Consider the following 13188-nt stretch of genomic DNA (forward strand, 5'->3'; position numbering starts at 1 on the left):
GCTGCGCTTTCAAGGCCGATAGAATCGCGCTCCGCTCGCGCGAAGCGCCGCCGGATCGAAAAGCACCGGCTTCAAACGATGCGCGACGAACAGAGGCGCTTGGTCGTTGTAATGCGGACTTTCCGGTCGCGTCGTCGCGGCACCGAAGGGCTGCACCGATTCCGAATGGACGCGTCCCGCCTTGTCCCACGTCACGAACATGATGAAGCTGTCGCCGTGCCGCACCTTCAGACGGCCGTCGGGTTCGACGTCCCACAGGGTCGAGGCGCGCACCGTATCGTTGCCGCCGTCGAGCGGCAGGTCGACCCGGTGGGCGCCTTCGCCATGGCGCAGCCGCAGCACGGTCCCCAGCGCGGGGTCGAGCGTCCCGAAATATGTCTGAAGATGCGCAGCGCTGTCGCGCAGCACCGTCATCGGATCGGGGTCGGCCTTGCGCTGATAGTGGCTGCCATTCGCAGGACGCAGCACGAGCAGCGCGAGCGCGTCGCCCTGCCCCTTGCCGTCCAGATTCCAGTCCCACGCGCGCAGGAGATATTGCGCCGCCGCGATCTGCGTATCGCCCTTGGCATCGAGAGCGAGCAGCCGGTCGATCCAGACCTTGGCATAGCCGCTCTTCGCGTAGGCGGTGTCATATTTGATCGTCTTCAGCCGCGCGGCGTCGATCGGTCCTGGCGCCCCGAACAGGTCGATCAGGCGCACCGCGCGATTGGTCATGTCGTCCTCGATCCCCATCAGCGGCGAAAAGGCGGCCGGATCGAGTTCGCTGCCCGGCCCCGCCGCGACCCACGGCGTATTGTTGGCGTTCATCACAAAACCCGAGCGCGGATTGACCAGCGCTGGCACCCGTTCGAACGGCAATGTCTTGGTCCAGACGTCGGCCGATGTGTCCCCGGGCAGCACGCCGCGCCAGTTGAAACCCGCCGGGCGGTCAGGGAACATCGCGTTGTAGAACAGGCCGATATTGCCCTTGGCATCGGCATAGATGAAGTTGGTCGCCGGAACCCCCTGCCCCGCCATCGCCGCGCGCCATTCGGCGAAATCCTTCGCCTTGTTCAGCCGGTAATATTGGGTGACCATCGCCGACTGGTCCATGCCGGCATAGCGAATGGCAAAGGCACCCTTGGCATTCTTGATCACCGGGCCCTGGACCGATCGCCACACGGTCTGCGGCACCGGCAACACGAAGGGACCATATTTGACGCGCAGCCACACGCGCCGCTTTTCCAGCGGCAGCCATTTGCCATCGAAGCGATATTTCTCGCCGCTTTCGTCGAGCACCAGCTTGTACACGTCGATCAGGTCTGGCCGGTTCACCGTGTTGGTCCAGCCCAGATATTTATTGTGGCCAAGGAAAGGGTAAGGCGAACCGGGAAAGTTGGCGCCCGCAAAATCCCACCCTTCGCCCGAATGGACGACCAGTTCGTACCAGGCGACCCCGCCGGTCCACGGCTGATGCGAATTGGAAACGAGCCGCGTCGCGCCATCGGGGGCCCGGCCCGGCGCCACCGCCATACCGTTCGACCCATTATGGTCGGGATCGCGGCCGACCGGGGTCAGCTCGCGCGGGACGAGCTTGCCGGCTGCATCGAGCGCCGGACCGCCTTCGCGGAACAATGGCTTGCCTTCGGTCAGGCGCCCCAGCACCGAATCGATCCCGAAGAAGAAGGGCGAACGCAGCACGAAACCGGCAACGACGTCCTCGCCGGTCACCGGGAACAGCCCCGACAGGCGCACCTCGTCGGGGTGCTTGTCGGCATAATGGTTGAGCCCCGCGGCATAGGCGGTGAACAGCGCGCGCACGTCGGCGGGCAGGTGCGGCCAGTCGCGTGCCGCGGTCTTGCGGATATCCAGCAGTTCCGCGACATAATCGATCTTGGCGCCATCGGCACCGAGCAGCGCGCCGGTGCGCCCGCGCGTCATCGCGATCACCTCTTGCAGCGTCGCAAAATCATCCTCCGAATGGGCGTAGGCGACGCCATAGGCGACGTCGGCATCGGTCTTGCCGAAGATATGCGGCACCCCGAACTTGTCGCGCGCGATCTGCACATCGGTCGGCCGGAACGCCGGTGCGGGCGAAGCCTCGGCGGTCAACGGGTCCCACGCCGCAAGACCCACCGCCACCGCGACGAGCAGGAGGACGAGGCCAAGGAAAAATTTACGCATCCGCTTTCCCGCTCCATATACTATGGCGACTGGGCGACCTCATGGCGGAAAATTTGCGGCGCGAAAAGCCATGCTCTTGTGTTGCAAATGGGCAACACTATCTCTGGTGACGAGAAAGGGGCTTATCCACATGAACCTCGAAAAATTTACCGATCGCGCCAAGGGCTTTTTGCAGGCGGCGCAGACGATTGCGATCCGCATGAATCATCAGCGGATCAGTCCCGAGCATATCGCCAAGGCGCTGCTCGAAGACAATGAAGGCATGGCCGCGGGCCTGATCCAGCGCGCGGGCGGTGACGTGCCGCGCGCGGTCGCCGGCATCGACGCGCTGCTCGCCAAGGTTCCCGCCGTGTCGGGATCGGGCGCGCAGGCGACGCCGGGGCTCGACAATGACGCGGTGCGCCTGCTCGATCAGGCCGAACAGGTCGCGACCAAGGCGGGCGACGGCTATGTCACCGTCGAACGGCTGCTGCTCGCGATGGTGCTCGCCTCCTCGACTCCGGTCGGAAAGGCGTTTGCCGACGCGGGCGTGAAGGCCGACGCGCTCAACACCGTCATCAACGAACTGCGCCGCGGCCGCACCGCCGACAGCGCGGGTGCCGAGGACAGTTTCGAGGCGCTCAAGAAATATGCCCGCGACCTCACCGAAGTCGCGCGGGAGGGCAAGCTCGACCCCGTGATCGGCCGCGACGAGGAAATTCGCCGCACCGTGCAGATCCTTGCGCGCCGGACCAAGAACAACCCTGTGCTGATCGGCGAGCCCGGCGTCGGCAAGACCGCGATCGCCGAGGGTCTGGCGCTCCGCATCGTCAATGGCGACGTCCCCGACAGTTTGAAGGACCGCCGCCTGCTCGCGCTCGACATGGGTGCGCTCATCGCCGGCGCCAAATATCGCGGCGAGTTCGAGGAGCGGCTGAAGGGTGTGCTCGACGAAGTGAAATCGGCCGAGGGCGAGATCATCCTGTTCATCGACGAGATGCACACGCTCGTCGGCGCGGGCAAGGGCGAGGGCGCGATGGACGCGTCGAACCTGCTCAAGCCGGCGCTCGCGCGCGGCGAGCTCCACTGCATCGGCGCGACGACGCTCGACGAATATCGCAAGCATGTCGAAAAGGACCCCGCGCTCCAGCGGCGCTTCCAGCCGGTGTTCGTCGGCGAACCGACCGTCGAGGATTCGATCTCGATCCTGCGCGGGATCAAGGAGAAATACGAGCTGCATCACGGGGTGCGGATCACCGACGGCGCCATCGTCGCCGCCGCGACGCTGTCGAACCGCTACATCTCCGACCGCTTCCTGCCCGACAAGGCGATCGATTTGATGGACGAGGCCGCGAGCCGCATCCGCATGGAGGTCGAATCAAAGCCCGAGGAGATCGAGACCCTCGACCGCCGCATCATCCAGATGAAGATCGAGGAAGCAGCGCTCGGCAAGGAAAGCGACGCCGCGTCGAAGGAGCGGCTTGCCGCTTTGCAGGGTGAGCTCGCCAATCTCGAGCAGCAGTCGGCCGAACTGACGCAAAAATGGCAGGCCGAAAAGGACAAGATCCACGCCGAGGCGAAGATCAAGGAAGAGCTCGACGCCGCGCGCTCGGCGCTCGACCAGGCGCAGCGCGCCGGCGATCTCGCGAAGGCGGGCGAGCTGTCCTATGGCACCATTCCCGGCCTCGAAAAGCGGCTGGCCGACGCCGAAGCGGCGGCGGGCAATGCGATGCTGCGCGAGGAGGTTACCGCCGACGATATCGCCGCGGTGGTCAGCAAATGGACCGGCATTCCCGTCGACCGGATGATGGAAGGCGAGCGCGAGAAGCTGCTCGGCATGGAAGAGACGCTCGGCAAGCGGGTGATCGGACAGGACGAGGCGGTGCGCGCCGTCTCGACCGCCGTCCGCCGCGCGCGCGCAGGGCTACAGGATCCGAACCGGCCCTTGGGCTCGTTCCTCTTCCTCGGCCCGACGGGTGTCGGCAAGACCGAACTCACCAAGGCGCTCGCGCGTTTCCTGTTCGACGACGACAATGCGATGGTCCGCATCGACATGTCCGAATTCATGGAAAAGCACAGCGTCGCGCGGCTCGTCGGCGCGCCCCCGGGCTATGTCGGTTATGAGGAAGGCGGTACGCTGACCGAAGCGGTGCGCCGCCGGCCCTATCAGGTCGTGCTGTTCGACGAGGTCGAAAAGGCGCATCCCGACGTCTTCAATATCCTGCTTCAGGTGCTCGACGACGGACGCCTCACCGACGGGCAGGGCCGCACGGTCGATTTCACCAACACGCTGATCATCCTGACCTCGAACCTCGGCAGCCAGGCGATCGCCGCGCTTCCCGACGATGCGCCGGTCGAGCAGGCCGAACCCGCGGTGATGGAAGTGGTGCGCGCGCATTTCCGGCCCGAGTTCCTGAACCGGCTCGACGAGATCGTGCTGTTCCACCGCCTCGCGCAGGCGCATATGGGCGGAATCGTCGATATTCAGGTCGCACGCGTCCAGAAACTGCTCGCCGACCGCAAGGTCACGCTCGACCTCACCGACGCCGCGCGCGCGTGGCTCGGCCGGGTCGGCTACGATCCCGTCTACGGCGCGCGCCCCCTCAAGCGCGCGGTGCAGAAATATCTGCAAGACCCGCTCGCCGACCTGATCCTGAAAGGCGAAGTCAAGGACGGATCGACGGTCAAAGTGGACGAAGGCGACGGCGGCCTTGTCCTGACGCCGGCATAAGTCGGGTCGACCCGGCGACCTACAAATCGGTCAATTGCTTTGGTTGACGGGCGCGCGCGTCATCGCTTCGGCGGTGTCGCGCGCGTCCTGATTACCCTGCGCCCACAATTGCTTCCATTCCTCATTGGTGTGGCAAACCCGCGCCTTTTTTACCCAAGATCCAATTTCCTCAATCTTGCGGCACTTGATGTAATAGGGATGGGTCGATGCCATGCCCTGGTTGAACGCCTTGATTTCGGCGTTGGTCATCGTCGAGGCCGGGCGATCGGGAGGTTTGCGGTCGGTGTACGCATCAGCCGCCCCCGGCGCGGATGCGACTGCCATCATTATCGCAACGGTGGTCGTGAAAATCGGCATTGTACCAACCCCTGTCCCGGCGCAGCGCGCTATTTTGGCTTGATCTCGGTCATCAGGCTATCCTTCGGCTCGACCGAATTGCTCCAACCTCGGGCAAGCATTTCCATCGAATCGCGTGCATCCTGATTGCCCCGATCGGTAATCACCCGCCACTGCGCATTCGTATTGCAGATGCGGTTCTTTTTCACCAGAGATCCGGGTTCAGCGATGCGCCTACATCGGATATACTCCGGATCGTTTGCTGAGCGGCCCTCATTATATGCGTCAATCTCGGCACCGCTCATGTCCGAAGGTGCTCGCGCAAGATTGGTCGGTTCGCTGGCGCTGGCCGCACTTGCCGCACTCAATGCTGCAACCAAAGTAATCCATCCTCGCATCGCCATTTCTCCCACATAACGGCTCGTATGGGCACCAGCGTCAGTTGGAGGTGCTCCCCTTGCTCGTCATGGCTTCGGCTGTATCGCGCGCATCCTGGTTGCCGCGCGCAATCACGTCCTTCCATTCGGCATTGGTGTGGCAAACGCGGGTCTTCTTGACCAGCGAACCGAGCTCCAACGTCTTGCGGCACTTGATGTAATAAGGATGCGTCTGTGCCAAGCCCTTGTTATAGGCTTCGATTTCCGTCGGAGTCATCAACGACGGCTTCTTCGGGGGCGGCGCACGGTCGGCCAATTCCTCGGCCGCAGCTGGCGCCGCTAGCAGGCCTGCCGCCACTGCCCAAGTCATGATCCTAAACATCCAAAAATCTCCTCGGCCCTTCAAATTTAGGCATTTATCCCCAGACCATATGATGCACGTCTCTCATTCCCAAGCGAAATATGCTCCTCCACCGCTATAGCTCATCTCGGTACGGCGTAGCCTGACGAATCGGCCGATGCGAAATATCGCACCAGCAAGTCACGCTCGGCCAGACTGAGATGCGGGTTCCATACGTCGAAGATCAGCACAGCGCGCAGTTCATCACTATCGTTCCAAGCCTCGTGCTCGATGGTGTCGTCAAAGGCGAAGGCGCGGCCCTCCTCCCAACTGCGCGTCTCACCTCCCACCCGAAAGCCGCATCCAGGCGGCACGATCAGCGGCAGATGGACAATTGCACGCGTGTTGGTGACGCCTGTGTGGGGCGGGATGCGTGTGCGCGGCTTGAGCATCGAGAAAAAGGCGCTCGGCGCTCGGCCCGGGATACGAGCGCCGGGAACGGCTGCTAGCGCGGCAGCGGTTGCCGGACAGCGGTCGAGCACCACTTGGTTCGCGGCGCCATATTCCCACAAGAAGCAGGCGCCCCAGTCAAGTCGATTGTCGAGGGGGGTCCAGATCGAATCGGGGGTTCCGGCATCCATTCGCACGTAAGGACGCAACGCATCTCCCGGGTCGTCGAGCAGTGAGAGTAGTTCGCTCCGAATGGCGTCGGTATGTGCCTCAATTTCAGTGAACCAAGGAAAATGCCGCCGGTCAAAAAATTCATCGGCGGGCAAAAATGGGTAATAGATGCCCGCACATTCATTTCGATAGATTCTACGCCGACCAAGATTGCTCTCGACGAATGCTCTTCCACGTCGCATGTCGGTTTCATCGAGTATATCACCCATTGATGCGATCGCGCCGGAGGCCGCGGCAAACATAGTATCGGTCGCCTGCGCCACGAAGGCCTGTCCGTGTGCCAGGAGCGGCAAGAGCGGATCGGGCACAGGATCGAGTTGCACCGCAAGCGCGAGCGCCGCGCTCCACGCCTCCAGCGCCGCACCGCGCTCCGCTCGTGATTCATGTCGTTCGGCCTTGCGGATCCAGGCGATCAGATCGCGGCGGTCAATCGCTAGAGCCGCTGCAAGTGCATCAAGTTCACGCTCTTCCTCTCCCAGCGCTCGCCATGCCGACGCGAGATTTCTCTGGAGCGCACCGGACCTAGGATCGGACGCAATCGCTCGGCCGAAGTGCGCCGCCGCCGCCGCCGGATCGTTGGCCTGCAAAGCCGCAATACCAAGACGATTGGCTTCCACGGCGGGCGCGGGCGGTTGTGTACTGGCCATGACCGATGCTTGCCATCGACTGCAGCAATCGGCAAGGTCGAACGATGTTGCATCCCGCTTCTGCCGCTGCCTTACGTGATCCCGAATGGCTCGCGCATCGGTACGATTCAAATCACGACGCGTTTCATTTCCGCCGCGTGCCGCGCGTCATCCGCCGGGAGGTCCCCTTTCTTACAGACATGCATTTGGGCGAGGAAGCAGCACCGCTCGTCCTGTCCCGCACCGCGTCTCGTCAGAGCGTAGAGCCGGCGCCCGTTCATTTCCTCTTTCATTCGGCCTATTGTGCCTCCACCATGCTGGTCCAGGCGATTGACCAGCCGGGCATTGCGTCCGGATTGTCCGAACCCGTGCTGCTCAATGACATGGTCGGATGGCGGCGCCGCGGCGCGGCGCCGCGCGATCACGCGCGGGTTATGGACGATGCGCTCGCGATGCTCGCGCGGCCCTTGACCGCTGGTGAAGCCGTAATCATCAAGCCTTCCAACATTTTCAATCCGCTCGCGCGCGGTGCGCTAACCCTGCGTCCGGGGGCACACGCCATTCTGCTATATGCGCCGCTGCGCGTCTTTCTTCTGTCGGTCGCGCGGAAGGGTTTATGGTGTCGGCTGTGGTGCAGGGAATTGTTTGAAGGCTATCTGGCAGACGACTTCCTGCAATTCGGTTTCGATGCGCGCGACTATTTCCGCCAGTCCGACCTACAAATTGCCGCCATGGGGTGGCTTGCCCAGCAGCGGGCTTTCGCGACCCTCATAGCTTGGGCGCCCGGCCGGATAGCTTCACTCGACAGCGAGGCACTGACCCGCGACCCCGTTCGGGCAGTTGCCGGGGCAATGGACCATTATGGCCTTACCGCTGACCGAGAGGTCCTGGCAGATCATCCAGCGCTGGCACGCAATAGCAAGTCGGGGGCGCCGTTTGCAGCCGGTGAGCGTCAGCGCGATCTCGCTGCCGCCGAAGCGGCGTACGGAGACGAAATCAATCAAGTCCTCGGATGGGCAGAAGCTGTCGCCGATCAGGCCGGTATCCCGCTAGTCCTCCCAGGGGCGCTACCTATACACTGATACACTATTGCGATCGGGCACCAGTGGTCGGGTTAGCCATGCCGTCATAAGCACAGCTTGCGGAGAAGGTTGCGCGCCAAGCCCGAGGCAAGGTCTTGGCGGCCGGCCTAAATAAGGTCGGCGGAAGCTGCCGCTCCTTATGGTTCTGACTGCCAAAGAAAAAGGGGCGAGCATTGCTGCCCGCCCCCAATTTCCTTCCAAGCAGAGAGTTCTTTAGAACTTCAGCTTGGCCGAGATCGCATAGCGGCGACCCAGCGCGTCGTAAGTCGACGGGAAGGTGTTGCCGCTGTTGTAGGTCGTCGAACCGATGGTGTTGCCAACGATCGGCGGCTTCTTGTCGAGCAGATTCTGGACCGTCATGGTGATGACCAGATTGTCGCTGACGTTGAAGCGGGTAGCGAGATCGAAATAATGTGCCGCCTTGATGTGACGGAACTTCGGATCGACCACGCAACCACCATCGTCGGTCGTCGTCGGGTTCGGACAGTCGCCCGGAGCTGCCTGTGCTGCAGCGATGTCCGCCGCGAGCTGCGCCGGCTCGAAGTCAACCGAGTCCATCCAGCGCCACAGCAGCGAGACGTCGACCTTGTCGAAGCCCAGCGTAAACCGCTGCGAGAACTGGAATTCCGGCTGAATCGAACCCGTGAACGAGCAGTTCACGCTGTAGTAACCGACGCATTCGCGGTTGAGCGAAGCCGGATCGGCGACGTTGGCGTTATACTTCGAGCTGTGCGTCCAGTTGCCGACGAACGACCAGCTGAGGTTCGCGAAGCCGACATCGGTGTTGTAGTTCATCAACAGGTCGACACCGTCGGTGAACAGACGGCCGAGGTTGTTGGTCAGACCGAACAGGCCGGGGGTCGTCGACGGGTCACCGTCAAGGCCGCCGGTGATCGGGTTACGACGGATCGAGGTACAAGCCGGATCGGTCGCGCTCGAAGCCGACAGACCGTCGAAGCAAGCGTTGATGATATCGCCCGGCAGCGGCGTGCCAAGCACGTCGTTGACCTTGATGTTGTAATAGTCGACCGACATGTTGAAGCGCGGCAGGAAGTCCGGCTGCCAGACAAGGCCCAGCGTCCAGGTATCTGCCTTTTCAGGCTTCAGGTTCAGGTTACCGCCCACCGTGATGTTGGCCTGCGCCGCCGTCGGGTTGGTGATCGAACCGATCGTACCGGCAGGAGCACCCTGCGCGATACAGACCGCGCGCAGATTGGCGTCGGCCACCGGAGCGCCACCGGCGCAGGGGTCGATACCGAGGTTGGTCAGACCAACCGTCTGCGGCGTGAACAGTTCGCCGATGTTCGGAGCGCGAACCGCGCGGCTGTAATTGCCGCGAAGTTTCAGACCCGCACCCGGTTCCCAGCTGCCGCCAGCCTTCCACGTGGTGGCATTGTAGCCACCAGCGCCGCGGATGCTGTAATCCGAATAACGGATGCCCGCTTCGAGGGTCAGGCTCTCGAAGAAAGGCTTGTCCTCGATCAGGGGGGCCACAATTTCGGCATAGGCTTCATAGACATCGTAAGCGCCGTCGATGTCGGGAGCCGCACCGCCAGCGCCACCGAGTTCACCCGCCGTCTTGGCGAGGAGATCCGAAGACTGCTGCGCGGTGTATTTGCGATATTCGCCACCGATCGCGAAGCCGATCGGCTGGACCGCACCCGGCGACGAGAAGCCAAGATCACCCGAAATGATACCGCGGACCTGCGCAAGCGAAGTGCGGTTTGTCGAGGTGCTCTTTTCCGAGAGGTACCGCGCGGCTTCCGGCGTGATCGACCCTTCGGGGCCGAACAGATTGACCGGAACGCAATCAGCATTGCCGCTCTGACAGGTCACACCATCATCGGACAGCGACGCTTCGCGGAAACGCGACTGCAGCGTGTAGCCGTTGATGCTCTGGATATTTTCCGACTCGCCATAGGCGCCCTCGAGGCTCCAATCGAGCGTGTCGGTGATGCCGCCGCGCGCACCGACGCGATAATCGAAGAAGGTCGTCTGATAGTTGCTGATACGCGGGCCCACTTCGGGCGTACGACGGTTCAGCGTGACGGTGACTTCGCGGTAGTTGGGATCGCTCCGGCCAGTAGCCGTAGCTGCCGCTGCGCACTCGGCCGGCGTAAAGCGCGGCGTATAAGCAGCCTGGCCCGAAACCGGATCCCCGTTGGCATCGACGCCATTGACCACCGGAGCGACGTTGAACGCACAGAACTGGTTGCGCAGCGCCGCAGGCAGATTCGGGTTGTTCAGATTGATCGCAACCGAGCCACCGAACGAACCCGACGGTGCAATGATCGTCGACACGGTGTTCTTCGAGAACATGCCCCGGGTGTACACTTCCACCGCATCGGACACTTCATAATTGGCCTGGCCATAGATGTTGAAGCGCTCGAACGGCGTCTGGAAGATGTTGAACGGGTTGAAGTTGTAGGTTTGGAACGTGCCGACCGCCTGGCCAGCACCATTGACCTGACGAACGCCGCCGTTGGCAGCACCGCCGGGCGTCAGAGCGAGAACCGGCAGCGTCGCCGGGTTCGTTGCGCTGACGGGCTGGGTCGGGTCAAAGTTCGGATTCGGCACGGTGCCCGTCTGCGTATACTGCGCGAGGGTGTTCGGTACGCCGCCGGTAAGCGGACGCGTGCCCGAGAAGCGCGAGGGGACAGACGTACCCGAACCGATGAACGTGTCCGAATAGCTGTCGAGCGTGTTGTCCGAGAAACCGCGCGCACCCTGATAGACAGGGTCGGCCTGCTGATAGCCGATGCTCAGCACCGCATTGCCGCGGCCATCGTCGAAGTTCGCACCGATCGTCGCGTCAACACGGAAGATGTTGCCGTCGCCCTTTTCAGTGATCTGTTCCGACGCGGTCATTTCAAAGCCGGCAAAATCGCGCTTGGTGACGAAGTTGACGACGCCGGTGATGGCATCTGCGCCATAGGTGGTCACCGCCGCACCGGTCAGCGCGTCGACGCGTTCGATCAGGGCAAGCGGAATGTTGTTGAGGTCGACACGGCCGTTCACGTCCGACGGCGCAACGCGGTTGCCGTTGAGCAGGACGATGTTACGGGTCGAGCCGAGACCGCGAAGATCGACGTAGGACGCACCGCCGTTGCCGTTGTTCACCGCCGAACCGATATTCGGAACGACGCCGGGCAATTCGCGAAGAACTTCCTCAGCGACGTTCGACTGCTTCAGTTCGATCGCGTCCGAAGTGGTGACGTTGACGGGCGTCGACTGTTCGAGGTTGGGGTTGCGGATCAGGGTGCCGGTAACGACGATCTCCGAACCCGGCGCAGCGGCGCCTTCCTCGGCGTCCTGCGCGAAGGCAGGAACCGAAGCAAGGGCAACGCCGATAACGATCGGCGCAGCGCCAAGCTTCAGCTTGGAATAGTGGGTTTTCTTCACAGTGCAGTCCCTTGCTACTGGTGGTGGTTATACCCGGGCCCCTATTTTCGCAGCGCAAAGCCAGCGAACAGACACCCCGATAGCGTGCGGGATGATCGTTCATTCATGTCGAGTAAAGGGAATTCCCCGCGCATCACGCGGTTTCGCAAGCGATTGTGACGAATTTGCAACAACGCAAATGAGCGTTCACACACTTCGAATAATCAACGGCCTTGGCGTGTAATTAAATTACGCTTCAGATCGAAACCCGTCGATTATCGCGTCATCGGCCCCGCGAGCGTGCCCGGGTCAAGCCGCGCGTCGCGCCATTTGAGGCCCCAGTGCATATGCGGTCCCGTCGCCCGTCCCGTCGCGCCCACCGTGCCGAGCCGTTGCCCTTGCGTCACATGGTCGCCGACCTTCACATCGAGGCGCTGGCAATGGAGAAAGGCACTGGTCAGCCCCATGCCGTGATCGACGATCAGCAAATTGCCTTCCAGCGTGAAGGGCGCATCGGCCGCGAGGACGACGACCCCGTCGGCGGGCGCGAAAAAGGGCGTGCCCGCGGGCACGGCGATATCGGTGCCGCTATGATAGCTGCCCGGCTTGCCCTGATAGACGCGCTGCGAACCGAAGAAGCCTGAAAGCCTCCCCGTCGCGGGCCAGCGAAATTGCTGCCGCCAGCCGTCCGATTCGACATGGCTCGCGCGCGCGGCGGCGATCTGCGCCAGTTCGGCGGGGCGGCGGCGTTCGAACTCGGCATCGCTCGATGCACTGCCGCGATAGGGCGCGTTGATATTTTCGATCCGCCAATTCCCCGCCGCAATGCTCAGCGTCCGCGCGACCGTGCGCCCGTCGGAAAGGGTCGCTACCAGTTGCTGGCTCGCCGGCGCATCGCGATCGAAGGCGATCAGGAAAGCGCCATCGCCTGCGACCGGAACGGGTGCGCCGTCGAGCGTCAACGTGCGCGTTCCGCCCGGCACCTGGCCGATCAGCGTCCCGCCCTGGATCATGCTGCCGCGAAAGGCGAAATCGGCGGGACCGGGAAGCGGCTTCGGGACCGGGGGTGCGTTCGGCACCGAAGGCGCCACGGCCGCGGGCGCCGCTGCTGCCTTGGGCGCCGGGGGACTGTCGGCCACGGCGGGTACGCAGCCTGCGGCCGCAAGGGCCAAGGTCAGCGAAGCAATCGCTCGGGGCGCTGCCCCGCGCGCGATCATGCGCCGCGCGCCGCGTCCAGTGCGGCCTGCACCGAAATCGCCGCGGTCGCATAGGGCTCCTGCCGCGCGACCGACCAATAGCGCAGCTCGTCGAGCCCGATCGGCACCCCGCTTACCGCGCACAGCACATGGTCGCCCGGCGACAGGATGCGAAATCCGTTCGGGCCATATTGCAGGCGGGCAAGGCGGTTGCGGCTGGCGATCAACATGGCGGGGTCCATCAAATTATCCAAGATATCGGGGTCAATATAGCGACCTGCGCGATTTCGGCCACC

At 63.2% G+C, this 13188-nt stretch carries 10 protein-coding genes; 2 read left to right on the forward strand and 8 right to left on the reverse strand.

The genetic code is table 11. The annotated features are described in order from the left end of the window. Window positions 1–9: 9 nt before the first annotated feature. The gene (locus ATE59_RS14285; protein WP_058812998.1) at window positions 10–2163 is read right to left on the reverse strand and encodes an acylase; all 2154 of its coding nucleotides are present in this window, start codon (window positions 2161–2163) and stop codon (window positions 10–12) included. A 130-nt stretch (window positions 2164–2293) separates the two neighbouring features. Between ATE59_RS14285 and clpB the strand changes: the two genes are divergently transcribed. Then, window positions 2294–4873, forward strand: coding sequence for an ATP-dependent chaperone ClpB (gene clpB, locus ATE59_RS14290; protein ID WP_058813000.1), 2580 nt, complete (start codon window positions 2294–2296; stop codon window positions 4871–4873). Between the two features lie 30 nt (window positions 4874–4903). Here clpB and ATE59_RS14295 read toward each other — a convergent pair whose 3' ends face one another. The 4 genes from ATE59_RS14295 to ATE59_RS14310 all read right to left on the reverse strand — a co-directional run bounded on the left by ATE59_RS14295 (window position 4904) and on the right by ATE59_RS14310 (window position 7254). Next, window positions 4904–5200, reverse strand: coding sequence for a hypothetical protein (locus ATE59_RS14295; RefSeq protein ID WP_231737391.1), 297 nt, complete (start codon window positions 5198–5200; stop codon window positions 4904–4906). 59 nt (window positions 5201–5259) lie between these two features. Next, the gene (locus ATE59_RS14300) at window positions 5260–5607 is read right to left on the reverse strand and encodes a hypothetical protein (protein WP_081611137.1); all 348 of its coding nucleotides are present in this window, start codon (window positions 5605–5607) and stop codon (window positions 5260–5262) included. A gap of 40 nt (window positions 5608–5647) precedes the next feature. After that, entirely contained in the window at window positions 5648–5968 is a 321-nt protein-coding gene (locus ATE59_RS14305; RefSeq protein WP_058813004.1) for a hypothetical protein, read from the reverse strand. A 101-nt stretch (window positions 5969–6069) separates the two neighbouring features. After that, window positions 6070–7254 carry an aspartyl/asparaginyl beta-hydroxylase domain-containing protein gene (locus ATE59_RS14310; protein WP_058813006.1) on the reverse strand — a complete coding sequence of 395 codons (1185 nt, stop codon included), beginning with the start codon at window positions 7252–7254 and terminating at the stop codon, window positions 6070–6072. 44 nt (window positions 7255–7298) lie between these two features. Between ATE59_RS14310 and ATE59_RS14315 the strand changes: the two genes are divergently transcribed. Beyond that, window positions 7299–8315 (forward strand): hypothetical protein, encoded by a 1017-nt coding sequence (locus tag ATE59_RS14315; protein ID WP_058813008.1) that lies wholly within the window; start codon window positions 7299–7301, stop codon window positions 8313–8315. A 213-nt stretch (window positions 8316–8528) separates the two neighbouring features. On the opposite strand, the gene ATE59_RS14320 is transcribed toward ATE59_RS14315, so the two are convergent. The 3 genes from ATE59_RS14320 to ATE59_RS14330 all read right to left on the reverse strand — a co-directional run bounded on the left by ATE59_RS14320 (window position 8529) and on the right by ATE59_RS14330 (window position 13122). Next, entirely contained in the window at window positions 8529–11717 is a 3189-nt protein-coding gene (locus ATE59_RS14320) for a TonB-dependent receptor domain-containing protein (RefSeq protein WP_058813010.1), read from the reverse strand. Between the two features lie 254 nt (window positions 11718–11971). Further along, complete coding sequence (locus tag ATE59_RS14325; protein ID WP_082657438.1) at window positions 11972–12913, reverse strand: M23 family metallopeptidase; 942 nt, start codon at window positions 12911–12913, stop codon at window positions 11972–11974. Beyond that, complete coding sequence (locus ATE59_RS14330; RefSeq protein ID WP_003041102.1) at window positions 12910–13122, reverse strand: DUF2093 domain-containing protein; 213 nt, start codon at window positions 13120–13122, stop codon at window positions 12910–12912. Before ATE59_RS14330 ends, ATE59_RS14325 begins: the two co-directional genes overlap by 4 nt. Window positions 13123–13188: the final 66 nt, after the last annotated feature.

This window comes from Sphingopyxis sp. A083 (assembly GCF_001468495.1).
Classification (GTDB): domain Bacteria; phylum Pseudomonadota; class Alphaproteobacteria; order Sphingomonadales; family Sphingomonadaceae; genus Sphingopyxis; species Sphingopyxis terrae.

Coding starts and splice junctions, on each gene's coding strand:
- ATE59_RS14285 (WP_058812998.1), bottom strand. CDS start 2,163: ATGCGTAAATTTTTCCTTGGCCTCGTCCTCCTGCTCGTCGCGGTGGCG.
- clpB (WP_058813000.1), top strand. CDS start 2,294: ATGAACCTCGAAAAATTTACCGATCGCGCCAAGGGCTTTTTGCAGGCG.
- ATE59_RS14295 (WP_231737391.1), bottom strand. CDS start 5,200: ATGATGGCAGTCGCATCCGCGCCGGGGGCGGCTGATGCGTACACCGAC.
- ATE59_RS14300 (WP_081611137.1), bottom strand. CDS start 5,607: ATGCGAGGATGGATTACTTTGGTTGCAGCATTGAGTGCGGCAAGTGCG.
- ATE59_RS14305 (WP_058813004.1), bottom strand. CDS start 5,968: ATGTTTAGGATCATGACTTGGGCAGTGGCGGCAGGCCTGCTAGCGGCG.
- ATE59_RS14310 (WP_058813006.1), bottom strand. CDS start 7,254: ATGGCCAGTACACAACCGCCCGCGCCCGCCGTGGAAGCCAATCGTCTT.
- ATE59_RS14315 (WP_058813008.1), top strand. CDS start 7,299: ATGTTGCATCCCGCTTCTGCCGCTGCCTTACGTGATCCCGAATGGCTC.
- ATE59_RS14325 (WP_082657438.1), bottom strand. CDS start 12,913: ATGATCGCGCGCGGGGCAGCGCCCCGAGCGATTGCTTCGCTGACCTTG.
- ATE59_RS14330 (WP_003041102.1), bottom strand. CDS start 13,122: ATGTTGATCGCCAGCCGCAACCGCCTTGCCCGCCTGCAATATGGCCCG.